At 70.7% G+C, this 23535-nt stretch carries 21 protein-coding genes; 9 read left to right on the top strand and 12 right to left on the bottom strand.

The annotated features are described in order from the left end of the window. The 6 genes from Q0967_RS09960 to Q0967_RS09935 form a co-directional block, all read left to right on the top strand. Positions 1-310 (top strand): hypothetical protein (locus Q0967_RS09960; RefSeq protein ID WP_299449857.1); only part of this gene is annotated, 310 nt, incomplete at its 5' end. Continuing rightward, positions 307-984: a hypothetical protein gene (locus tag Q0967_RS09955; protein WP_299449855.1), complete on the top strand. Its 678-nt coding sequence runs from the start codon at positions 307-309 to the stop codon at positions 982-984. The genes Q0967_RS09960 and Q0967_RS09955, both read left to right, overlap by 4 nt. Then, positions 974-1795, top strand: coding sequence for a hypothetical protein (locus Q0967_RS09950; RefSeq protein WP_299449853.1), 822 nt, complete (start codon positions 974-976; stop codon positions 1793-1795). The genes Q0967_RS09955 and Q0967_RS09950 overlap by 11 nt, the downstream gene beginning before the upstream one ends. 24 nt (positions 1796-1819) lie before the next feature. Next, positions 1820-2284, top strand: a complete 465-nt coding sequence (locus tag Q0967_RS09945; protein ID WP_299449851.1) for a UDP-N-acetylglucosamine--LPS N-acetylglucosamine transferase — start codon at positions 1820-1822, stop codon at positions 2282-2284. Next, positions 2281-2856 (top strand): glycosyltransferase, encoded by a 576-nt coding sequence (locus tag Q0967_RS09940; RefSeq protein ID WP_299449849.1) that lies wholly within the window; start codon positions 2281-2283, stop codon positions 2854-2856. The genes Q0967_RS09945 and Q0967_RS09940 overlap by 4 nt, the downstream gene beginning before the upstream one ends. Continuing rightward, the gene (locus tag Q0967_RS09935; RefSeq protein WP_299449847.1) at positions 2853-3755 is read left to right on the top strand and encodes a glycosyltransferase family 2 protein; all 903 of its coding nucleotides are present in this window, start codon (positions 2853-2855) and stop codon (positions 3753-3755) included. Before Q0967_RS09940 ends, Q0967_RS09935 begins: the two co-directional genes overlap by 4 nt. A gap of 11 nt (positions 3756-3766) precedes the next feature. Here the strand turns inward: Q0967_RS09935 and Q0967_RS09930 are convergent, their stop codons facing one another. The 5 genes from Q0967_RS09930 to Q0967_RS09910 form a co-directional block, all read right to left on the bottom strand. Next, on the bottom strand, positions 3767-4762 hold the full coding sequence (locus Q0967_RS09930) for a nitroreductase family protein (RefSeq protein WP_299449845.1): 996 nt from the start codon (positions 4760-4762) through the stop codon (positions 3767-3769). After that, complete coding sequence (locus tag Q0967_RS09925; protein WP_299449843.1) at positions 4759-5910, bottom strand: polysaccharide pyruvyl transferase family protein; 1152 nt, start codon at positions 5908-5910, stop codon at positions 4759-4761. The genes Q0967_RS09930 and Q0967_RS09925 overlap by 4 nt, the downstream gene beginning before the upstream one ends. Before the next feature lie 69 nt (positions 5911-5979). Continuing rightward, positions 5980-6975 (bottom strand): sulfotransferase domain-containing protein, encoded by a 996-nt coding sequence (locus Q0967_RS09920; protein ID WP_299449841.1) that lies wholly within the window; start codon positions 6973-6975, stop codon positions 5980-5982. A 20-nt stretch (positions 6976-6995) separates the two neighbouring features. Further along, positions 6996-9461, bottom strand: a complete 2466-nt coding sequence (locus tag Q0967_RS09915; RefSeq protein WP_299449839.1) for a hypothetical protein — start codon at positions 9459-9461, stop codon at positions 6996-6998. Beyond that, the gene (locus Q0967_RS09910; RefSeq protein ID WP_299449837.1) at positions 9446-10210 is read right to left on the bottom strand and encodes a sulfotransferase; all 765 of its coding nucleotides are present in this window, start codon (positions 10208-10210) and stop codon (positions 9446-9448) included. The genes Q0967_RS09915 and Q0967_RS09910 overlap by 16 nt, the downstream gene beginning before the upstream one ends. Positions 10211-10500: 290 nt before the next feature. Here Q0967_RS09910 and Q0967_RS09905 point away from each other — a divergent pair, with 290 nt between their 5' ends. The 3 genes from Q0967_RS09905 to Q0967_RS09895 are packed head-to-tail and all read left to right on the top strand — an operon-like array spanning position 10501 to position 14736. Continuing rightward, positions 10501-11961 (top strand): Wzz/FepE/Etk N-terminal domain-containing protein, encoded by a 1461-nt coding sequence (locus Q0967_RS09905; RefSeq protein WP_299449835.1) that lies wholly within the window; start codon positions 10501-10503, stop codon positions 11959-11961. Positions 11962-11963: 2 nt separating this feature from the next. Next, a complete protein-coding gene (locus tag Q0967_RS09900) occupies positions 11964-13184 on the top strand; it encodes a hypothetical protein (protein ID WP_299449833.1) in 1221 nt (406 codons plus the stop codon). 1 nt (position 13185) lies between these two features. Next, entirely contained in the window at positions 13186-14736 is a 1551-nt protein-coding gene (locus Q0967_RS09895) for a lipopolysaccharide biosynthesis protein (protein WP_299449831.1), read from the top strand. 69 nt (positions 14737-14805) lie between these two features. On the opposite strand, the gene Q0967_RS09890 is transcribed toward Q0967_RS09895, so the two are convergent. The 7 genes from Q0967_RS09890 to dapA all read right to left on the bottom strand — a co-directional run bounded on the left by Q0967_RS09890 (position 14806) and on the right by dapA (position 23534). Beyond that, positions 14806-16176, bottom strand: coding sequence for a carbohydrate binding domain-containing protein (locus Q0967_RS09890; protein ID WP_299449829.1), 1371 nt, complete (start codon positions 16174-16176; stop codon positions 14806-14808). Positions 16177-16518: 342 nt separating this feature from the next. Then, positions 16519-18366, bottom strand: a complete 1848-nt coding sequence (locus tag Q0967_RS09885; protein WP_299449827.1) for a cell wall-binding repeat-containing protein — start codon at positions 18364-18366, stop codon at positions 16519-16521. Positions 18367-18520: 154 nt separating this feature from the next. Then, complete coding sequence (locus Q0967_RS09880) at positions 18521-19189, bottom strand: winged helix-turn-helix domain-containing protein (RefSeq protein WP_299449825.1); 669 nt, start codon at positions 19187-19189, stop codon at positions 18521-18523. Between the two features lie 133 nt (positions 19190-19322). Beyond that, a complete protein-coding gene (locus tag Q0967_RS09875) occupies positions 19323-20513 on the bottom strand; it encodes a hypothetical protein (protein WP_299449823.1) in 1191 nt (396 codons plus the stop codon). 2 nt (positions 20514-20515) lie between these two features. Continuing rightward, on the bottom strand, positions 20516-21700 hold the full coding sequence (locus Q0967_RS09870; RefSeq protein ID WP_299449821.1) for a pyridoxal phosphate-dependent aminotransferase: 1185 nt from the start codon (positions 21698-21700) through the stop codon (positions 20516-20518). Then, positions 21697-22512: a 2,3,4,5-tetrahydropyridine-2,6-dicarboxylate N-succinyltransferase gene (locus tag Q0967_RS09865; RefSeq protein ID WP_298749780.1), complete on the bottom strand. Its 816-nt coding sequence runs from the start codon at positions 22510-22512 to the stop codon at positions 21697-21699. The genes Q0967_RS09870 and Q0967_RS09865 overlap by 4 nt, the downstream gene beginning before the upstream one ends. After that, positions 22509-23534 carry a 4-hydroxy-tetrahydrodipicolinate synthase gene (gene dapA, locus Q0967_RS09860; RefSeq protein WP_299449819.1) on the bottom strand — a complete coding sequence of 342 codons (1026 nt, stop codon included), beginning with the start codon at positions 23532-23534 and terminating at the stop codon, positions 22509-22511. The genes Q0967_RS09865 and dapA overlap by 4 nt, the downstream gene beginning before the upstream one ends. Position 23535: the final 1 nt, after the last annotated feature.

Raw genomic sequence — 23535 nt, 5'->3', positions numbered from 1 at the left:
GCTGGACGCGGACGTGTTCTCGAGCACCGCGACCTCGACGACGCCGGTGGTGTCGGTCGAGGGTGACTCCCGGGTGGTGCTGTCGTTCTGGGCCGACCGGTCCTCGAGCACGACGGAGTGGACGGCGCCGGAGGAGGTCGACGTGGTCTCGACCTCGATCGGCACCGGTGGCGGTACGGTCTCCACCCTGCTGGGTCGGGGTGCGGCTGACGAGGGTGACTACGGTGGCCTGTCGGCGACGACCAACGCGGCCAGTGGCCGGTCCCTCGCGATGACCCTCGTCCTGGCCCCCCAGGAGGTCACCGGATGAGCAGCGCCATCACGACGCGTTCTCCCTACCTGCGCAGGGCGGCAGCACCCGTGCTGCTGGTAGCTCTCCTCACCGGTTGCACCGGTGGAGGGTCCTCGCCGGCGACCGCACCCGATTCCGCCACCTCGACGGTCGACGCCTCCGCAGGCGGTGACTCCGCCGACACGTCGGCGTCGCCCACCACCGGAGACGTCAATGCGGGCGTCACGGCCGCGCCGAGCGCCGACGCCCAGGAGCCGATGAAGACGGACGACCCGGATCCGGAGATGGCCAGCGGCGCTCCGGCCGTGAGCCAGGACTTCTCGGACGATGCCGGCGCCGATCTCGAGGAGTACGACTACCCGGACGACCCGGAGCCGGCCGAGTCGGTGGTCGCCACGTTGTGCAACCTGAACCGCGGCTACTTCTCCAGCCTGGCCGAGTCCGCCGACGCCGACCTGAGGATGGCCGTCGTCGGGGTCACCGAGCTGCTCGGATACTGGGAGAGCCTGGTGCCGCACTACCCCGCGGTCGAGGAGGACGTGGCCACGGCCGGTCAGATCGTGGCGAAGTGGGACGAGGCGGTCCTGGCCCGGGACAACGGGGAGGACGCGGCTGCGGAGACGGCGCTGGGGGAGGCCGAAGAGCTCATCGCCAGCCTGCCCGACACGGCGGAGGTCGACTGTGTCCCCTGACCTTCCTGCGGCCCGGCCGGACGGCGTGGCTCGACGGACGGCGGTCGTCGCGTTCTACGGCGGGCTCGCTCTCCTGGTCGTCCTGTGCGCATCGCGACTCCTCGCCGAGATCGTCCCGGCGCCCCTGGCCGGCCGGATCGCCTACAACAGCGAGGCCTATCTCTTCGCCGTGGTGCTCGCCGGCTGGATCCAGTTCGTCCTCCCCCGGCTCGACGCGACGAGGCGTCTCCCGGCAGCGGTGGTCGTCGGTGCCCTCTGGGGACTGATCGGGGTCGGGCTCGTGCTGAGCGACCTGCCCTCCTCGGTGCGCACGCTCAACGAGACCGCCCTGGCTCTGGCACTGCTCATCCCCTACGTCAGCCTTCGGCGACCCGCCTCGCCGTGGTGGCTGGTGTCGGTGCCCGCCATCGTCGTGCTCGTGGCAGGGGCCGTGGCGTGGGCCCCCGACTCGTGGGTCATCGACCAGGCAGAGACCTTGGGCTTCCTCGTGCTGGGGGTCCTGACCTTCGACGTGGTGGACAAGGGCCTCCTGCAGCCGGAGGTCACGGTCTCGGCCGCCCGACGGTGGGGCTGGTGCGGGGTGCTCCTGCTGGAGCCCGTCGTCGTGTCGGGACTCGGAACGGGGATGCGTGAGGGCGGGGGTGCCTCCGCCGCGACGTTGGAGTTCCTCGGGCGGGTGCACGAGTCGTTCTTCGGAGTCCTGCTCGTCGTCCTCGTCCTCGCTCTCTTCCCGAGGAGAGGGCCCGCGGACACGGCCGAACGACGGGTCAGGTCGACCCAGCCGGTTGAGGTGAGCTCCACTCGCGAGTGAGTCGTCCCCCGTATAGTGGCCCGCATGCCTGCGCCGACCCGACGTGTGATGCTGGTCGGATCCAGTGGCGGCCACCTGGCCCAGCTGTGCGCCCTCGAGTCGTGGTACTCCGAGCACGAGGCCACCTTCGTCACCTTCCGCACGCCGGACGCGCTGTCCCGGTTGGAGGGTGAGCAGGTCGCCTGGGCCTATCACCCCACCACCAGGAACCTGAAGAACCTCGTGCGTAACGCCGGGCTGGCCGCCAGGCTCATCTGGCGCGAGCGACCCGACGTCATCGTGTCCACGGGTGCAGGAGTGGCGCTGCCCTTCTTCGTCCTCGGTCGGCTGTTCGGCGCCGTCACGGTGTACGTGGAGGTGATCGACCGCCTCGACACCACGACCATGACCGGCAGGCTGTGCCGCCCGTTCTCCACGGTGTTCTGCGTGCAGTGGCCCGAGCAGGAGAAGCTCTACAAGGGCGCGGTCAACATCGGGCGGCTGATGTGAGCGACGAAGAGACCTACGACGTGCTGTGCCTGCTCGGGACGGACCATCACCCGTTCGCACGGATGCTGGGCTGGATGGACGCCTGGCAGCGGGGTGCTGGCCAGACCGCGCGGGTGATGGTGCAGCGCGGCTTCACCCGGCCGCTGGGGCGGACGGCGTTGACCCAGGTCGACTTCCTGGGCCATCACGACCTGACGCGGTTGTTGTCCCGGAGCCGAGCCGTGGTCTGCCACGGCGGACCGGGGACGATCTTCGACTGCCGGCGGGCTGGCCTGCTGCCGGTCGTCCTCCCACGGTCCGCCGAGCATGGTGAGCACGTGGACAACCACCAGGTCCTGTTCACGCAGCGTCTGGCCTCGGCGCAGCTGATCGACAGGGTCCAGACGGAGGACGAGCTCCACCGGGCGCTGCACTCCGCTCTCCAGAGGTCGCGCACCACCCTGGAGAGTGCCGACGACGCGGCCGTGGCCGCGTCCACCCAGCGGCTGTCAGCGCTGGTCGACGAGGCGTTGACCCGCCAGCACCAGCAGCAGCAGTCACGAGTACGCCGACGCGAGGAGCCCCATCCATGAACCACCCCACCGTGTCCGTGGTCATCGCCACGCGCAACCGACCCGAGATGCTCAGGTCGGCCATCGAGGCTGTCATGGAGCAGTCGTACCCCGGCCCGATCGAGTGCGTCGTCGTCTTCGACCGGACCGAGCCTGACCTGTCTCTGAGCCGGGACGACGAGTCCCGCCAGGTGGTGGTGGTGGAGAACTCGCGGGTGGGAGGCCTGGCAGGAGCAAGGAATGCCGGCATCCTCGCGTCGACCGGGGAGCTCGTCGCGTTCTGCGACGACGACGACGTGTGGTTCCGGGACAAGCTCGAGAAGCAGGTCGAGCGTCTGGGGTCTGCCGACACCTCCGTCACCGGAATCGTGATCGACTACGGGGGTCGCGAGGTCGCCAGGGTGCCGAAGCAGGAGACCTTCACCCTCAAGAACCTGGTCGAGACCCGACTCATGGAGGCCCACCCCTCCACGGTCCTCGTGCGACGCACGGCCCTGCTGGACACGATCGGACTGGTGGACGAGGACCTGCCGGGCAGCTACGGGGAGGACTTCGACTTCATCCTGCGCGCGATGCAGGCCGGTGAGGTCTCCGTGGTGGAGGAAGCGCTGGTGACGGTGCGCTGGGGCCAGTCGATGTTCTCCCGCGACTGGGCGACCATCGTCGCGGCCATCGACTACATGATCGCCAAGCACTCCGTGCTGCGGGCCAGTCGCAAGGGGATGGCACGGCTCCTCGGGCGGCGGGCCTTCGCCGTCGCCGCGCTGGGTCGGCGCGGTGAGGCGCTGCGCGACTGCGGCAGGGTCCTACGGCGTCGGCCCACCGAGCGCAGGGTCTACGTCACCGTCCCGGTGGCCCTCGGGCTGGTGTCCGCCGAGCGTCTGCTGGACCTGGCGCACCGCCGGGGTCACGGCATCTAGTTCGCCAGCGGTCAGTGCCGCACGACGACGGACTCCAGCGGCTTGCGGCTGGAGGCCGGCGCCTGCGAGGACTCGGGGAAGTCCCCGACGGCGATGAACATCACGATGACCTCCGCCTCGGGGATGGGGACGATGGAGCGGATGGCCTTCTGCGCGCCGGAGTAGAGGCAGGCGTTCAACGGGACGGCTGCCAGGCCCTGGTACTCCAGCCCGTAGAGGATGGACATGGCGAACAGCCCGCCGTCGACGAAGCCTTGGTTGCGCTCGACCGGGCTGATGAAGGTCGAGTTGGACACCGTCACGCACATCAGGACCTCCGGCATCTCTCGGTAGCCGAAGCCGCGCTGGTGAGCGAGCACCTCCTTCATCGTCGTCTTGTCGGACAACCAGTGGACCCGCCAGCCCTGCCTGTTGCAGACGGAGGGTGACTTCAGAGCCACCCGGATGGCGTCCTCGACCTTGGTCTGGTCGATGGCGTCGCCCGAGAACTCCCGGATGCTCGTCCGCCCCAGGGCGAGCTCGGCGAAGTTCTTGCTCGTGTTGCGCTGCTTCTGGTCCCGGCGCACCTCGATCGTCCCCGCGGTCGTGGATCCGGCGTTCTCCGCGGAGAAATGGGTAGGGTCCACGACCGCCGGCAGGAAGTCGACGTCATGTCCCAGGCGTTCGTGGAGATCGGCGTACCGGCGCAGGACCCCCAACCCTTCCTGGTAGGGGAAGGCCGCCAGGTCGTAGCCGGAGGCTCGGTAGAGCAGCATGGCGTCGTTCAGGTGGGTCAGCGCCTTGCGTCCGAAGCCGGGACGGAGGTCGTGGTTGCGGGCCAGCCCCTTCTCCAGAGCGTGGACGTTGTACATGATCCGGGAGGTCACCCGGGGCAGGTCACGATCGAAGGTCGACAACGCAGCGTGCCGGGAGAAGCGGGCGATGTCCTGCTGGGCGAGGTACTGGAGACGGACGTGCTGCAGCGCCTTCTTCGCGGACTGCTTGGCGCGCGCTGTCGCAGCTCTCATCGGCTGGTCCCTTCCACGTCGGCGAGGATGCTTCGAAGGTATGCCGTGGTTCGTCGACGTTCCTCGGCTAGGGTCGTCTCGATCATCGTCCGGTCGAGGGGCTCGGTCAGGGCGTCCCCGAGGCTTCCGACCCTGTCCAGGCGTCGATCAGGGAGGCCGAGCAGGTCGAGCAGGTAGCCGAGCTTCTCCTCGTTCCCGTAGCCGTGACTGGCGCTGGCCCGCACGATCGTGCAGAACGGCTTCCCGGTGATCACGGAGAAGATGGTGCCGTGGAACGTGTCGGTGACGACGCCGATGCAGTCACGGAAGTAGGCCAGCAGCTCGAAGGGATCGCAGTCGACGAACCGGTCAGCGCACTCCTGCAACCCCCCGAACGACAGGATGTCGGCCCCGCAGGAGTCGGCGAAGCGGCGCAGCTCGGCGTTCTCCTGCGAGGAGAGCCTGCCGCTGTAGCCGTAGACGATGAGGAAGGGCCGGGGGTGGCGCCGGCCGCGGGGGATCCGCGGCTCCTCGCCCATGAACGGGTAGGCCAGGACCGGGTCCACGTGGATCTCCGGCGTCCGCCCGGTCAGCGTACGGACCAGCTCGGCCGAGTTCCGGTCCCGCACGGACAGATGGTCGAAGCCAGCGAGGTCCTCGGACAGACTCTGTTCGATTCCTGAGGACTGCACCTTCTCCAGTGTCGTGTTACCGAAGGACGCGGCGTAGGAGGCCAGCACACGACCCCGCCGGGGTTGCCCGAACAGGTCCCGGGAGTAGCCGACGTTGGTGTTGTCCTGCACGCAGTTGAAGACCTCGTCGCTGCCGATGATCTGCAGGGAGAGCGGGCCGGACCCCGGCGCGTCGTCGAGGCCCAGCATCGGGAGGTACCGGCGGCCGTAGCGACCCTTGTGCCGGAAGAAGCGCAGCTTGTCGACCAGCGGGGCCTTGGCCTGACCGTACTCGCGCACCTTCGCCACGGATCGCAGGACCGGGGACGAGGGTTGCGCGGACGGGACCAAGGTCTGACCGGGCCGGTACTCGAGGTAGGACACCGCTGCGCCCGGGTCGACGGACTCGACGAGGCGTCGCAGGCCGTAGGCCTGGAGCGACGAGCCGTAGTTGTAGATCCGCTGCATGGACATGATGCCGACAGTGGTGCTGGTCACTCTGCTGCTCCTTGCGGGCCGGTGCTTCGGTCACGAGGTGATGCTCGAGGAGGGAGACGATCCATGGTCTCAGGTCCGCCGGCCGAGGTAGCCGTAGGCGGCGAGCAGCGGCAGTGTCACGCCTGCCACGAGCCGCTGAGTTCGCCGCGGGAGCTGCGAGCGCCATTTCTCGTCGGAACGGACGTGGATGACCCCGTGACGGAAGCGCGCCGGGTTGCCGCTGCAGGTGTGCGAGGGGCCGAGGTCCACCGAGTCGTCCCCGAGCCGGTCGTTGGGCTGTTCCTCCAGACCGGCGAACGCCAGTGCGCGCGTCACCTCCGCCCGGGGGAGTCTCGCCCAGTCCTCGTACCGCACCCTCAGGACCGGCACCCCTCGTGGCCGGAGACCCTCGACCACCAGGTTGTGCTGGACCCACTTGGCCGCCGTCAGCGGAGGCGGGTAGCGGACCATCGTGGCGTGTCGCTCTGTCTGGGACTCCGGCCTGGACACGGTCTTGGTCCATGAGTACGCCACCGCCCGGCTGTCCCGCACGCAGTGCAGCACCCGGAGGTCCAGCGTCTCGTCGGCGCGGAGGAGGTGCGGCAGTGATGCCTGCTTGCTCGAGTCGATGACGACGCTGGCTCCGGTGATCTCGGCCGCCGCCCGGTAGATCCGCGTGTAGTAGGAGGCGTACTCACGCACCTCGGCGCGGGTCGACCTCGACAGGAGGCCCAGTCCGATGCGGGGAGTCTGGATGCTCCGGTCCAGGCGCCGCTTCAGAGCGATGACACGGGCCGGGTCCACCTCCTGCCACCCCCCGAAGGCCAGCTCGCCCACCTGCGTCCAGAAGGGGCAGCTCCGGAATCCGAGACCACACCCACAGGTCTCGTTGTCCAGCAGGCTGCGCCGCCACAGGTGGGTGACCTCACCGAGGGAGACCACACGGGAGTCGGTCGCCAGGCTCAGCTCCAGGATGGTGGTGCCGCTGCGGCCGAGACCGCCGATGAAGAGAGTGGTGGGGCCGGTATCACCAGCACCACCCTGAGGCAGTGCGGCACCGGTGGAGTGCCGACGGGTCCTGGACATGTGCTTCTCCCCTCGACGCTTCAGGTGCTCGGCGATCCGACGTGGACGATACCCACCGGACGCAGCCGCATGGCTCGGCAGGTCGACAACAGGCGCGTGATCTCGTGCAACGAGGTCTGCGCGGAGATGAGCAGGAGTGCACGACGGGCCGATCGCCGCCCACGCGGGAGCCTGGTCTCCAGGTAGTTCGCGACCTCGACCGCGGTGGGGGAGGTGGGGTCGGGCAGGACGACCTCGAGTGAGGGGAAGGAACGCAGGCGGCGCATGTACAGCTGGTCCCATCTGCCCTGGTCGGCCTCGTGCGGCACCCTGACCGTTCGCAGCCCCGCGATCTCGGAGGGCACCCGGCCCCGCGGTGATCCGGCACGGTACCTGCCCCACAGGAAGGCCAGGATGAGTCCCCCGACGGTGCCCAGGACGACGGCGCTCCCGAGTCGGATGAGGAGGACGTCGTTCGACCGCGTGACGCTGATGTCGCTCACCCGGGTGCCGAGCTCACGGGACTCGGTCAGCTCCTCCAGCCCGCCGTCCGTCGTCGCCATCTCGTTCCGTAGGTCGGCGAGCGCGTCCGCAGTGGTCGTCGAGACGAAGTTCGTGGACCTCAGGGTCGACTGGAGGTCGGTGTAGGCGCCGCTCAAGGAGTCGTACCGGGCGGTGCGGCGCTGCTCGAGACTGTCCTGCGTCGTGTTCGACAGATCGGCGCGGAGCTCGAGGTACTCGGTGACCGCGGTGCCGACCGCTGACGACGCGACAGCCGGGTCGCTGTCGTCGTAGGAGAGGGTGAGCACCCGGGTGTTGGGCGCCGCTCCGACGGTCAGTCGTTCCTCGACCTCCGGCAACGGGCGCCCGGTGACGTCGCTGACGCTCTGGAGGACGCGGTGGGAGGTCGCGAGCTCGGCCTCGCTGTCCAGGGTCAGCTCCTGGACGTCGGCCTCGCCGGTCAGGTTGGCAGTGGGCACGAGGACGGACTGACGGGCCACGGCAGGCGCACCCAGGACCCCCTGGACCAGCAGACCGGCGCACACCCCGATGGCGATGCCGGCCACCACGAGCCAAGACCCTCGACGCAGGGGACGGAGCAGGCCCACCATGGTGGGTGCGTCCTGCCGCTGCGTCTCGGCGAGGTCCAGGCGGGCCAGCAGGCCGAGCGAGGTGAAGACGATGAGCAGGCTGACGCCCGTCGAGTTGTAGATGGGCATGGTCACGAGCGCGGTCAGCAGCGCGGCCAGGGGTGGTCCGGACTCCGGGGCGCGCGAGCGGACGTGTCTGAGGAGGTAGCCCCCCACCAGAGTCAGATAGAGCAGCAGTCCGCCGATGCCCGTGGTGAAGATGAGCAACCACGCCTGCCCGTGCGTCCCCATCGGCGGGGGCTCGCATCCGGGGCACACGGCCGATGCCCCGCCGGCGATGGAGTTGAAGTTGCCCGCCACGTCGCGTGTCGTCCCGAACCCGATGACCGGTGAGCCTTCGAGCGCGCTACGGACCGTGTGCAGGCTCAGCTCGGCTCGCCCCTCGTCGCTGTGAGGTGTGGCGAAGCGCTCCTGGACGGTGTCGCCGAGTGGGGAGGCGAGGACGATGAGAAGAGCAGCAGCACCGAGGCCCACGAAGACGAGGAAGGTCCGAGGATCCCCGAGATACGCAGATCGCAGCGCCAGGAAGACCGCGACGATGATCAGGCAGAGCCAGAGGCCACGGTTGAGGGAGTCCACGATCGGCAGGGCGGCGAGGGCGAGGACGACCACCATGGCCACGCGGCGCCGCGTCCCCATGCGCCACCAGGTATGCACGAAGAAGGGCAGAGTGAGAGCCACGGTCAGCCCCCACTCGTTGGTGTAGGCGAAGGGTGCGCTGGGTCGGGGTTGAGGTTGGCCGAGAACGCTCTGCACCTGCGCTGTGCTGGGGTGGATGATCTCCTGAGCCAGCGGGATCTGCGCGATGCGTCGCGGCAGGAGGGCCTCCAGCAGGGAGGGGAAGTCGGCCATCGGCAGCAGCAGACCTAACAGACCACCGCCGACGAGGACGACGAAGAACCACGACAGGGCACGACGGATCGTCTCGCTGGGCAGGGATCGCGGGGTGTTGGCGATGTAGAGGAAGAAGATGGCCCCAGCGACCAACCAGGCGTAGCGGTAGGAGAAGGTCAGGTAGCGCCCGGCGCTCTCTCCGGCTACCGCACCAGGAGCGTCCACCTGCAGGGTGAAGAGTCCGGCGAGCACCCAGAGGAGGAAGATCAGCCAGACGGTCAGCAGACGGGGCAGGACGACGTCGCGCATGCGCGCCAGGCGGAAGACCATGATGGCCGCTGCGACGAAGAACATCGCCTGGAAGAGCCCGAGGAGCCACCACACCGGCGCGCCCACGAAGGCGACGACCAGGGGGTCGACGGGTGGGCGACGCTGCCGCCTGCGATGGACCTGCTCGTCCTGTCCGTTCCCGGACCGTTCCGCCTGTGTCGCCGGGACGGAGCTGGTCACTCCAGACGCCACGGTGACGGTCTGCCGACCAGCTCGGAGATGTCCTCGTAGGTACGTCGCAACCGTTCCCGGAGGAGTGCCTGTGCCTCAGGAGGCATCGAGCCGCTGGGACGGGCGTTGTGCCGGTCGAAGGTGATGCCGGGGTAACCCTGGGCGCCGAGGAAGGTCGTGAGAGCGGACATCTCCTGCTCCGGGGTCCCGAAGAAGTCCTCGCTGTAGACCACGTGCACCTGCTCGGCGGGCAGGAGGGTCAGCAGGCGCTCGATCTGCGGGACGTAGTCGCTGCGCGCGGCGTAGGCCAGGTGACGGTGTGCGTGGCTCTCGTAGGACGGGTCGGCGAGCATCCGCTCGACCTCGCCCTCCAGGCGTGAGTCCTCCAGCTCCAGGGCGCGCAGGAACGGCTCCTGCTCGAAGCCCCGGGCGTGCTCGTGCTTCCACGCGGAGTACGCCCGCTCCATCGGGTCGCGCAGCATGAGGACGATCTTGACGTCGGGCAGGTCTTCGGCGATCCGGGGGAGGGCGGCTGGGTGGAAGATGTAGTAGCCACTCGCCTCGAAGGGGAGCGAGGGCCTGTAGGCCCGAGGCGTCCGGAGGCGCTGCGTGACCTCGAGCGGGAAGTGCGCCCTGTACCAGCCGGCTCCCTGACCGTAGTTCAGGTCGAAGTAGTTGATGCCCTTGTGGAACGACGGGCGCGTCATCTGCGGGTGCTGCTCGAGGGCGCGGAACAGCGAGGTGGTGCCGCACCGCTGTGCCCCGGCCACGATGAAGGCCGGTGTGGGTCGGTGAGCCGCCGTCAGCCGGGCGGCCTGCACCGATATCGGTCGAAGGGCATTCTGCACCGGGCGCGGCAGCATGCGTCGGATCTTCACTGGGTTCGACCGTTCTCTCGTCATTCGTACCGAAGGGGCCACCCCAAGACCATCGCGGGTGCGCCACGGGGCACCTGAGGGATGGGTCGCCGTGCATCCACGGTCGTGAGAGGAGTATACGCTGGTCACGCGATCTTCGAAAGGAATGCCTGGTGGAGGAAGAGTCTCGGGGGGGCCGCCGCTTGCCCTCTGTCATCCCGGCACTGAGGCACCACTGGCTGGCCGCCGTCCTGTGCGTGGTGGGGTCTCTGCTGGTCGGGGTCGCCTATGCCTCGACCGTGGAGCGCACCTACACGGCCAGCTCCACGGTGCTGCTGAACCCTCTCGCGGCCAGCCCCCTCACGGCCGAGGCCGCGGGAGGCAGCGGGGCACAGCTGACGGTGGCCCTCGAGACCGAGGCCCAGGTCGTGTCGTCCCCCACGATCGCGGAGGCGGTGAGCGATCGTCTCGACCGCCTGGTGCCGGGTGAGGGCGAGACGCTGGCCGTCGATGTGCCGACGGGGACTCAGATGGTCCAGATCGCCTTTACTGCGGACTCCCCCCAGGAGGCTCGGGACGGCGCGCAGGCGTTCGCTGAGGAGTTCCTCGACTACCGCGAGGAGCGGGCTGTCGAGCAGCAGCAGTCGACGCTCGACACCCTGAACGCGCAGCTGGACGCCACCGGGGAGCTCCTGCGCAACGCGTTGGCCGACGCGGCGGACGAGGGGCAGGCGTCATCGTTCGCCTCACGCCAGGTGGGCCTGTACACCGAGCGGCTGTCCACCCTGAACAGCCGCGTGAGCGAGGCGGAGGCGCTCGCGACCGACCCGGGCAGGGTGCTGAACCCGGCGGAGCTGCCCGAGCAGCCCAACCAGTTCTCCACGGCGGTGGTGCTTCTGCTCGCCGCGGTGCTCGGACTGCTCGCTGGTGTCGCCGTCGCCTGGTACCGCGAGTGGCGGACCGACTACGTCCGGGCCGACGAGACCACGGACATCGCCGGTCTTCCCGTCTTCGCCGGGCTGCAGCTCGGGGCCGCCGAGCGCAGGCGAGGGTATGCGGCCAGCACCCACGAGGCGTTCCGGCGCCTCCGGATCGGGGTCGTGGCCAACGCGACCCGGCCGCACGTGCTGGCGGTCGGGAGTCTGGGTCTGGACGAGGACGCCTTGCGGGTGACGGCGGCCCTGGCGGTGCGGCTCGCCGAGGCGCGCTACCGGGTCGCCGTGGTGGCGGCCGATCCGGCAGACCGCTCGCTGGAGGAGTACTTCGGCATCCCGCACGACGCGCCCGGTCTCAGCGACCTGCTGGCGACGGGTGGACCGGACGACGTGGCCGGGGTCGCGATCGAGCACGAGGGCCTGACCGTCGTGCCAGCCGGCCCGCACCTGGCGGAGCAACGCGACCTGCTCGCGGGGGAGGAGCTCCGCCGACTCCTCGAGGCCATGAGGAAGGACTACGACTACGTGGTGGTCGGAGCAGCCGGAGCAGGGTCGGCCGACGGTGACACCGTCATCGCCACCGCAGACTCGCTCCTCCTCGTGGTGGCCCAGGACCGGACCACGCACCAGCAGATCGCCGGGGCGTTGGAGAGCCTGGACCACCTCGGGGTCCGCACGCTGGGTGCGGTGACCGTCACCCACTCCCGTCGGTCCCGGCAGCACTCGTGACCATGTCTGGCCCCCAGGAGACGGTCGCGGGCCCGGCCGACATCCTCCGGCTGCTGTGGGGTGAGGCTGCCGTCGTCTCCGCGACCCGCAGCCCGTTCCCTCGCTCTGGGCGCCATGAGTTCCTCCTCCTGCCCCGCCCGTCGCGCGCCACCTTCCTCGTCCCAGCCCGCCCCAGGCTCGTCACCGAGGCGGCGCTGCGTGACTACGGCACCGCCAACACCCGACGGGCCAGGCTGCTGTCCGGGCTGGGGGCGCCCCTGGGGCGTCTGGGGCTCCTCGGTCGCGCGCTGCCCCGGGTCACGGTGGCCGACGGGCCCGGCGAGGGCGGCCTGATGGCTCACGCCGAGGCGCTGCTCGGCCAGGAAGTGGTCCCGGCCATCCAGCTCGGACCGATTCGGCCCAACCGCAAGCCGGTCGTCCAGCTCCGCGCGCACGACGGGCGGCCGGTGGCCTACATGAAGGTGGGTATCACGAGGCTCACCCGTGACCGTGTGGCGCACGAGGCCAGCGCCCTGACGCAGCTCCAGGCCCACCGGGAGTCGCTGACGTTCGACGTCCCGCGCCTGCTGCACGCCGGGGAGGTGGGAGCGGTGAACTTCGCCATCACGAGTGTGGTGGACACCGGTGGCGGTGTGGTGCTCTCGGCCGAGGGGGTGGATGCGGCCATGGCCAACCTCGCCACGGCCTTCGAGGTCGCGTCTCACGAGATCCGGTCGGCGCCCTGGTGGTCCACGCTGCTCGACGAGCTCGCCGACCTGGAGGGCGCGGAGGCGGAGGCCCTGCGTGCGGCGGCGGAGGTCTTCAGGAGCAGGGAAGGTGACCGCCCGCTGACCGAAGGGGCGGCGCACGGTGACTGGGCACCGTGGAACATGGCGACACCGCGGGGCTCGGCCGTGGTGTGGGACTGGGAACGCTTCCGGCGAGGTGTCCCCGTGGGGTGGGATGCCCTGCACTTCGAGATCGAGCGGAACAGGCGCGCCGGCCACGGGGCGCTGCAGTCCATCACGCACGTCATCCCAGACTGCGGCGATGTCGTGCGGCGCAACGGTGCGGCGGCCGAGGACGGGCGAGTCATCCTCGCCAGCTACCTCCTCGACCTGGGGGTTCGGCAGCTGAGGACCCGCTCCGAAGCGGCGAAGGACAGCCGCGGTTCCTTGACCACCTGGCTGCTCCCCGCGCTGCACCAGGTCCTCGCGGCGAACGACCCGGCGACCCCCCTCTGACGTGGCCACCTCCTCCGTGGCCTCCCCCGAGGATGGCGCGACGCTCAGGCGGGCCGCGCGGGGCAGCGCCCTGAACCTCGGTGGTTCGGTGGTGTCCGCCCTCGCCAACCTGGTGCTGACCGTTCTCATCACCCGGCTGGTCAGCAGCCAGGACGCCGGGGTCTTCTTCTCGGCCACCTCGCTCTTCCTGCTCGCCGTGGCAATCTCGCAGCTGGGGACCAGCACCGGGCTGGTCTACTTCCTCTCGAGGGCGCGTGCGCACGGCGAACTCCGTCACGCCAATGCCTACATGCGGACCGCCATGGTTCCGGTGCTCACGGCGGCGGTCCTCATCGGCGCTCTCGTGCTGCTGCTCGCGCAACCGCTCGGAGAGCTCCTGAGCCCGGGCCGGGAGGAGGAGTTCGCCGGGTACATGCGGGTCATGGCGGGCTTCATCCCCTGCGCAGCAGTCCTCCAGCTGGCCCTGGCGGCCACCCAGGGACTGGGGACCATGCGTCCTTTCGCGGTGGTGGACCACGTGTGCCGGTCCCTCCTGCACCTCCTGCTCGTCGGTCTGGCGCTCATGGTGTTCCACGACGACGCCATCGCGTGGTACTGGTCGATGGCCTACCTGCCGACGGCCGTCGTGGCCTGGATCTGGTGGCGGCGGCTGCGGGACCGCGCAGCACCTCAGGTGAAAGACCCCACCCTGCGGCCCGCCGGCCCGTTCTGGCGGTTCAGCGCCCCTCGAGCACTGGCCAACGTCACCCAGGTGGCCATGCAACGCCTCGACATCATCCTCGTCGGGGCCCTGGCCGGCCTCGGCGCCGCAGCGATCTACGCGGCGGCGACCAGGCTGCTCGTCCTGGGGCAGATGATCGCCCGGGCCGTCGCGATGAGTGGACAACCACTCCTGGGGGAGTCGCTCGCCCGGCCTGACCGGAGCGAGGCGAGGCACCTCTACCGCGTCACCACCGGATGGCTGGTGGCGGTGACCTGGCCCTGGTACCTCACGCTGATGGTCTGGGGACCGGTCATGCTGCTCGTCTTCGGGGAGGACTACTCCGTCGGTCATCCCGCGCTCTTGATCCTCGGCGCCGCGATGCTCTTCGCGACCAGCGCGGGGATGGTCGACATGGTCCTCAACATGGGTGGGCGCTCCCTGTGGAACCTGGCGAACGTGGTGATCGCCTTCACCGCCAACATCGTCATCGACCTCATGCTCATCCCGTCCCTGGGTCTGCTCGGAGCAGCGATCGGCTGGGGGACGGCCATCGTGCTGGCCAACCTCCTCCCGCTCGTCCAGGTGTGGTCGACGCTGTCCATGAACCCGTACGGCAAGGGGACCCTCGGGGCGGCGGCCGCGGCCGCCCTCTGCTTCGCCGCCGTGCCTCTGGCTTTCGAGGCAGCCCTGGGCCCGTCACCGGCGACGTTCTTGTGGTCCTTCCTGACGGCGGTCGCGCTGTACGCGCCCGCGCTCTGGTTCCTGCGCCGCACGCTCGAGCTCGGTGTCTTCACCCAGGCTCTGCTGCGCCGTCGCGCGCGTACCAGGCCCGTAAGCCCTGAGGCGTGAACGAGCGGGCCGCCGGTCCGGGGGGTTCCCGGGGCCGGCGGCCCGCTCGGTAGGTGCGTCAGGTGGGTGTCAGCGTTGCACCAGTCCTCGCCAGGTGTTCCTGGACGGGGCGTCGTCGAGCCGGAAGTTGACTCCCTTGTAGGTGGTCTGGAAGTACGTCGCGAAGGAGGCGTCGTTCTCGATGAGCACGTCGGCGACGTCGTCCAGCCAGGCGGCCCGGCCGGTCCCGTTGTCCCCGACCACGATGCGGCTTCCCAGCTCGGCCAGGCCCCAGGGTCGGCCGTCGGCCTCCATCGTCTCGGCCAGCGGGCCGATGAGGTCCTCGGCCGAGGTGTAGGTCCGCGCCTGCGGGTCGTGGAGGGCGTTGTAGGGGTCGAACGCGATGACCTCCACGACGTCCTTCCCGGCGTCGTAGTCGCGGTAGTCCCGGCCGGAGCGGGGGTCGATGGTCCACGACGTGAGGATCAGGGTGGAGTGCATGTTGGGCTTGCACGACTGGTCCGCCAGTGCGCCGATGTGCCGCCACGCGGCGCGGTACTGCGAGGGGGTGAAGAGCCCGTTCTTGACCTTGACCTCGGGCTCGTGCATGTAGGACCAGTAGATGGTCTGGTTCTCGGGGGCGGTCGCGAACCAGTTGCGCAGGTAGCTGTCGTGCCGACCGGAGAGGATCGCGCTGGGGGTGGCCTTGAACGAGATGACGATCTCGCGGTCCCGCAGGAGGGTGGAGCGGGGGCTGTTCCAGGCCGGGGGCATACCGGTGTGGAAGTCACGGATCACGGGGACCCGGCCGAAGGAGGAGTCGATGTCGGCCAGCGACTGCGCCGGCGTCCTACCCACCGGGTAGATGCTCGCCCCGAACTTCGTGTCCGTCGACGGAGCCGAGGTGCAGGGGTCGCCCGGAGATGGCGCGGGAGGCGCGGGAACGGGGTCGCCTGGGTCGGACCCGCCGGTGGACTGCCTCATCGAGACGTCGTCGATGCGCAGGTCCTCCCCGGGCTGCAGACCCCAGGCGAGGACGTTGAGGTCGAGTCCGGCGTCCGGACGCGAGGTGGTGAAGGTCAGTTCGACGCTCGTCCAGTCGGTGTCCTCGAGACGGAACGTCGTGCGATGCGAGATCACCTGTCCGTCCGAGACCTCCCGAACGCGCAGGGCACCGTTCAGGCCGGGCGTCGTCGTGCGGACCTGTGCCTGCACCACGTAGGTCGAACCGGCAGCCGCCTCGGCGACCGTCTTCTCGGCGTCGTTGAGGACGACACCGGAGGTCGAGGTCGGGGTCAGACGAGCATGGCCGTCGCTCACGGTCAGCCGCTGAACCGGGCCGTTGGTGCGCCAGCCGGCGGTGCCCGCGTCGAAGGAGCCGTTGTCCGCCAGCTCCGGTCCCAGGTCAGAGGGTGCGGCGGAGGCGGACGTGGCCGGGACGATCAGCAGGGCGGCGAGCACGGAGACGCAGAGCGCCCAGGCGGTCGAGGTTCGCGGGGCGGAGAGTGAGGACCTGCCCGATCGTCCAGGCCGGCATGGCTCATGGCGCCATGGCGTCGTCGGGGGGCGGTCTGTGGTGTGGGGGTCGCCGTTCACGGGCAGGCTCCTCAGGATGTGCTCAGGGATGGGACCTGGGGAACGTAACAGCGGGATCCCTCGATTCGGCCTCGGATGCCGAGGCTGCGGGACAAAGATGACGGAACCATGTCCAGGCGGTGAGCAACCTGCGAGGGAACGAGCGGGCCGCCGGTCCGGGGGGTTCCCGGGGCCGGCGGCCCGCTCGGTAGGTGCGTCAGGTGGGTGTCAGCGTTGCACCAGTCCTCGCCAGGTGTTCCTGGACGGGGCGTCGTCGAGCCGGAAGTTGACTCCCTTGTAGGTGGTCTGGAAGTACGTCGCGAAGGAGGCGTCGTTCTCGATGAGCACGTCGGCGACGTCGTCCAGCCAGGCGGCCCGGCCGGTCCCGTTGTCCCCGACCACGATGCGGCTTCCCAGCTCGGCCAGGCCCCAGGGTCGGCCGTCGGCCTCCATCGTCTCGGCCAGCGGGCCGATGAGGTCCTCGGCCGAGGTGTAGGTCCGCGCCTGCGGGTCGTGGAGGGCGTTGTAGGGGTCGAACGCGATGACCTCCACGACGTCCTTCCCGGCGTCGTAGTCGCGGTAGTCCCGGCCGGAGCGGGGGTCGATGGTCCACGACGTGAGGATCAGGGTGGAGTGCATGTTGGGCTTGCACGACTGGTCCGCCAGTGCGCCGATGTGCCGCCACGCGGCGCGGTACTGCGAGGGGGTGAAGAGCCCGTTCTTGACCTTGACCTCGGGCTCGTGCATGTAGGACCAGTAGATGGTCTGGTTCTCGGGGGCGGTCGCGAACCAGTTGCGCAGGTAGCTGTCGTGCCGACCGGAGAGGATCGCGCTGGGGGTGGCCTTGAACGAGATGACGATCTCGCGGTCCCGCAGGAGGGTGGAGCGGGGGCTGTTCCAGGCCGGGGGCATACCGGTGTGGAAGTCACGGATCACGGGGACCCGGCCGAAGGAGGAGTCGATGTCGGCCAGCGACTGCGCCGGCGTCCTACCCACCGGGTAGATGCTCGCCCCGAACTTCGTGTCCGTCGACGGAGCGCTCTGGCAGCTCCCCGGAGGCGGGTCCGAGGGTGCCGGACCGGCTTCCAGGTCCTCGATGACGGCGTCGGTCACGCTCGATCGGGTTCCGACCACGAGGACGTTGTCCGGCGACAACCGGGCGAGGGCCTGGTTCGTCGTGCCCGGCAGCGAGTCGGGCCTGGTCAGCAGGAGCGGGCTGTGGGCGCGACCTGCGGCAGCCGCGGCCACGAGGGCCTCGGTGTAGGACCTGCCCGGGCCGACGTGCGCCTGGGACGTGCTCTGCGGGAAGTGCTGGGCGATCTTCGCTGCGGTGGCGTACCGGTCGACGCCGGAGATCCGCGTCACCCGCCCCGAGGTCGCGTAGGCAGCAGCCTGCTGGGCTGCCGCGGAGGACACCACTCCTGCGCCGCCGAGGACGACGATCTCCGTGGGGCGCAGGTGCTGCAGCGCCTCCCGCGTGGACGGGTGGAGGCCGTCACGCGGGGTCAGGGCCATCGGCACCTCCTGGTAGCCGGACAGAGCCGCTCCTGACATGGCGTCGGCATAACCCGCACCTCCCGCGAGGTAGACACGCGACGCGCCCCGGGGGAACTTCACCGCCAGCTCCGCCGCTGTCACGTAGCGGTTCACGCCAGACACCCGCTCCACCGCACCGGTCGTCGTGAACGGTCGCAGAGCATCGAGCACGGACCGCGACACGACGCCGTCTCCCCCGACGACGACGATGCGCTGGGGTCGCAACCTCGTCAAGGCGTCCCGGGTGGCGGCGGGGAGGGAGGTCTCGCTCGCCAGGAGGACCGGGGCGTTGACGCTCCCCGCCCTCGTGGAGGCGACCATCGCATCGGGGTAGGCCTGCGCATTGACGACGAAGACCACCCGTTGACCTGACGGGAAGGACCGGGAGGCCGCAGCGGCGACAGCAGACACGTTGTCGCCGGTGATGCGTTGCACCGAGACCGAGGAGGTGGCCTCCTCGGCCTGGGCCGAGGCAGGCGCGAGCCCGAGGGGGAGGGAGAGGACGAGGGCGCTGAACAGCGCCGTGATGAGGCGAATCACGATGGTGCTCCGAGGGGACGTGAGCGGTGTGGGAAGCCGCGACGTTAACAGCGCCCGACGCCGCCGGTGATGCCTCGATCACCAAATGTGGAAACGCTGACCAAGCTTTTCCTCGAGAGCAAGGAAACCGAAAGAAAGAGGGAAAGTCGTCGAGCTACTCCTTGAGGCGGTAGCCGATTCCCCGGACCGGGACGAGCACGTCTGGTGCGCCGACGGCCCGCAGCTTGGTGCGGACCCGGCTCGCGTGGGTCTGCAGGGCACGGGTGCTCAGGTGGTCGTGATCCAGGGCCACGGCGAGATCATGGTGCTCGACGACCGAACCACGACGCAGGGCCACCGTCAGGAGGAGGTCGAACTCCGACTTGGTCAGGGAGACGGGGCGGTCGCCCACGCAGACGACACGGCTCCTCGGGGACAAGGTGACCTCACCGCCCACGCTGATGACCTCGTCCGCCTCGTCGTGCTGCTGCGGGGACGAGCGCCCCAGGAGTCGTAGCCGTGCACCCAGTCTGCGCTCGGAGACGGGGAACGGAAGGACATCCTGGGCGCCGCGGTCGAGGAGGATCGCCTCGAGGTCGTCGGTCAGCATCAGCAGCAGCACCAAGGTCGGCACTCCCGCATCGGCGAGCCATCGCTGCGCATCGATGAGGGGCGGGGACGGCCGGCCACCGTGGAGGACGGCAGCGGAGGGCTGCTCCCGCGTGAGGCGGTCACGCACCTCCGCGACCGGCACCACCGCGAACGGGATGTGCGAGCCCTCGCACGCCCGGGACGTCAGGTCGATGTCCGAGGGCCTCGCGTCGAGGGAGATGAGCCAGAACAACTGAGCCTCGAGCCCCCGTCGACGGACATGGGTCGCCGGAAAGTCCCGACGACTTGACCAATTCTTTGCCGATTCTTCAGGGAAGTCAAGGCGGGGAAGTCGAGGAGTGCGTCAGAATTCGGGGTCGTGGGCGTCACCCCAGCCAGTGCTGCTCCGGCAGCGCGTGGGAGAGGAAGTGGCTCATCGCCTGGGTGTAGGCATAGGCACCGGTCTGGCCGAACACCACGACGTCGCCGGGCCGCAGGTCCACCGGCAGGTCGCCCGTGCCGACGCGGTCCAGCGAGGTGCACAGGGGCCCTGCGAGCGTGGTCGTCGCGCGCTCGCCGCCCAGGACCCCTTCGCCGGGGCGCACCGCCACGGTGGGGAACGACTGCCCGGTCAGCAGCGGCCGCAGCAGGTGGTTGATGCCGCCCTCGAGCATGACGAAGCGTTGACCCCGGGAGATCTTGGTGCGCACGACCCGGGCGGCGTAGACGCCGGTGGGTCCGGAGAGCCAGCGCCCGGGCTCGAGCAGCAGCTCGCCCGTGAACCAGTCGTTCTCGCCGAGGATGCGACCGAGGCCTGCACCGACCGCCCTGACGTCGAGGCTGGGCTCGGTCAGGGCATACCGGACGCCGAGGCCCCCGCCGAGGTCGATGAGGTCGAGCTCGCGACCCAGCAGCTCCTGCAACCGCCGCCCGATGCCCAGCGCCGTCCGGTGGTTGGCGAGCAGGCGCCCGGCGTCGAGCTCGTTGCTCGCGGAGAAGACCTGGAGCCCGCGGATCTCGACCCTGTCGAAGCGGGCGGCCTGGACCACGAAGTCGTCCAGCACCTCCTCGTCGACCCCGAAGGCACTGGGCCCGACACCCCCGATGATGCTGGCCGCCTCCGACACGCCTCCGACCGGGTTGACCCGGACGTTGACCGGCAGCGGGCGCTCACCGGTGTGCAGGGCGTGCAGCCGCTCGACGTCCTCGATGCCGTCGATCTGGATCCGCGCCCCGGCGAAGAGCGCGGCCTGCAGGTCGCGCTCGGTCTTGGCCGGGCCGGCGAAGACCATGCCGGCGCCCGTCCCCCCGGCGGCGAGCGCTGCCGAGACCTCGCCGGCGCTCGCGCAGTCGAACCACGCGCCCTGCCCGGCGAAGGCCTCGAGCAGGGGCAACCCGGGGTTGGACTTCACGGCATACGCCAGGCGGACCCGCGCGGGCAGCGCGGCCCGCAGCCGGGTGAACCGTTCGCGGGCCGCCGCCAGGTCGTAGGCGAAGAACGGGGTCTCGTGGTCCCTCGCGAGCTCGTCGAGCCGCTCCTCGTCGAAGGCGAACAGATCGGTCGTCGCAGCGGTCAAGATCATTCCTCCCACCAGGGCGCCAGGCGCCGCAGTCCTTCCTCGAGCACGTCCACCGGGCCGCCCAGGCTCACCCGCAGGAAGCCCGCGCCCCGCGGTCCGAAGGCGGTCCCGGGGATGGTCGTCACCCCGGCCTCGTCACGCAGCCGCAGCGCGACCGCCTCGGTGCCGGCGGGGTCGGCGCACGCGGCCCTGCCGAGGGGTTCGGGCAGCGCGAGCCAGAGGTAGAACCCGGCCCTCGTCACCGTTCTGGACATCGGGTTCTGGTGCCCGTCTCCCAGAAGTCGATGTCCAGAAGTGAGGAACTCGGGGGCGACCCGGTCGACCGTCTCCCAGCGCACCCGGATCTCCTCCCGAGCCGCGGGCAGCACCTCGTCGGCCGCGAGCAGCAGCCCCAGAGCGGCGGCCTGCGACAGCCGCGCGGGTGCCGTCGTCATCGCGTTGTGCACCAGCCGCGCGGGCGCGAGCACCTCGGGGTCGCCGAGCGCCCACCCGATCCGCAGCCCCGGGGCGGCGAAGGCCTTGCTCATCGAGCCCAGCACGACCCCCGCCGCACTCACGTCCCGCAGCGACGCGGGACGGCGGTCGACCCACAGCTCGGCATACACCTCGTCGCTGACGAGCAGCTGGCCGCGCTCGGCGCACGCCTCGGCGACCCGCGACAACGCCTGCGTCGAAGCGAGCCCACCGGTCGGGTTCGCCGGGTGGTTGAGCACGACCATCGAGGTATGCGGCTGCTCACCGAGTGCGGCGACCAGCGCCTCGGCGTCGAGGTCGCCGTCGGCGGTGAGGGGGTAGCCGACCGGTGTCGCCCCGCACATCCGGGCCAGGGTTGGATACGCGACGAAGCCGGGGTCCGGGACCAGGACGGTCGAGCCGGGCTCGACCCAGGCCTGGAAGAGCGCGAAGAGCGCTGCCTGGCTGCCCGCCGTGACCATGACCTGCTCGGGCGCCACGTCGTGCGCGGGGGAGGAGGCGTACCCGGCGACGGCGCGGACCAGCGCGGGGTCGGAGGTGTTGGGTCCGTAGCCGAGCGAGGGGGCGGCGACGGCCGCGCGGGGGCCGGCGTCCGGCGCCGGCCACCCCGGCTCGCCCAGGCCCAGGTCGACCGTGTCGGCCGGGGCGTCGAGGGACATGCGTCGGATCGGTGACAGGCCCTGGCCCGCCACCCTGGTCGCCGGCCTCACCGCAGCGACTCCTCGAGGGCGGTCGCGGCGTCGGTGGAGGAGTCGCGGTACTTCACGATCACCGGCGCGTAGAGGGACAGCCCGAGGACGGCGGCGTAGTCCCCACGGGCCGGCCGGGTGCCGGGCACGACCACCGCGCCCGACGGCACCTCGCCGCGCACCTCACGCTGCTCGACCAGGTCGTAGATCGTGGTGCCTGCGGTCAGCGTCACGCCGGGCGCGAGCACCGCCCCGCGCCGCACCACGACGCCCTCGTAGAGCCCGCACTGCGCCCCCACGAAGACCTCGTCCTCGACGACGACCGGCCGCGCGCCGACCGGCTCGAGCACCCCGCCGATCTGCACGGCGGTGGACAGGTGCACGCCGGTGCCCACCTGCGCGCACGACCCGACCAGGACGTGGCTGTCGACCATCGAGCCGGCACCGACGTGGGCCCCGGCGTTGACGTAGCTCGGTGGCATGACCACCACGCCCGGCGCGAGGTGGGCGCCGCGGCGGACCGCGGTCCCGCCGGGCACGAGGCGTATGCCGTCGCTCGCCGTGATCCGGCGCGCGGGCACGAGCGACTTGTCGACGCTGCCGCCGGGCCAGTCGATCTCGACGGTCTCACTGAGCCGGAAGGCGGCGAGGATGCCCCGCTTGACCCACCCGTGCACCCGCCACTGCCCGTCGTCACCGGGGCTGGCCGCCCGGACCGTGCCGGCCTCGAGGGCGGCGAGCAGCTGCTCGACCTGCTCGACCGTCGGATCGGACCCGCCCTCGGCGAAGGCGGTCTCGAGCTGGGACGACGCGGTCGTCGGGAGGGCGCTCACGAGGCGAGCGCCGCGGCGTCGTGCGGCACGGCGAACCGGCCCGGCAGCGACCCGGGGAGCGCGCCCGCGGCGCTGCGCCGCAACGCCTGCAGGTCGGCCAGCGCGGTCTGCACCCGGCTCCACGTCCCCGGCTCGGCGGGGGAGAGGGGCAGCCGGACCTGGGCCGTCGCGACGCCCAGGCAGGCGAGGGCAGCCTTGAGCGGCACCGGGTTGGTCTCGGTGAACATGGCGTCCATGAGCGGGGCGAGGAGCTCGTCCATCCGCCGCGCCAGGGTCAGGTCGCCGGCCCGGGCGGCGTGCACGAGCCGCCGGGTCTCCACCGGCGCCACGTTGGCGCAGACCGAGACCAGCCCCTGGGCGCCGACCGCGATCGAGGCCAGGGCGAGGTCGTCGTCGCCGGCCAGGACGGCGCGGTCGGCCGGAGCCTCGCGGCAGAGCCGACCGACCTGACGCAGGTCGCCCGAGCTCTCCTTGAGCGCCACGACCTGCTCGACCCCCCAGATCTGCCGCATGGCGTCCGGGGTGATGTTGCAGCCGGTCCGGCCGGGCACGTTGTAGGCGATGATCGGCAGCCCGTCCGCCGCCTCCGCCACGGCGCGGTAGTGCGCGACGAGCCCACTCACCTGCGGCTTGTTGTAGAACGGCGTGACCACCAGCAGGGCGTCCGCGCCGGCCGCCGCGGCCTGCCCGGCGAGCTCGCAGGTGCGCTCGGTGTCGTTGTGGCCGATCCCGACGACGACCGGCACGCCCCCTCCGTGGACCCGGCCGGCCTGCACGGCCTGGCGGACCAGCGCGTGCCGCTCGGGGTCGGTGACGGTCGCGGCCTCGCCGGTGGACCCGAGCACCACGAGCCAGTCCACACCGAGCCCGTCGGCCAGCACGTGCTCGACGAGCCGCCCGAAGGCTGCGTGGTCGACGGCGGGCTTTCGGCTCCCACCCACGGCGTCGGTCCCGGTGGTGAACGGCGTCGCCAGGGCGACGCCGAGACCGGTGAACGGTGCAGCGGTGAGGGTGGTGGGCATC

This window comes from uncultured Serinicoccus sp. (genome assembly GCF_947500995.1).
Taxonomy (GTDB): Bacteria; Actinomycetota; Actinomycetes; order Actinomycetales; family Dermatophilaceae; genus Ornithinicoccus.
This window is presented reverse-complemented; position numbering and strand designations above follow the sequence as displayed.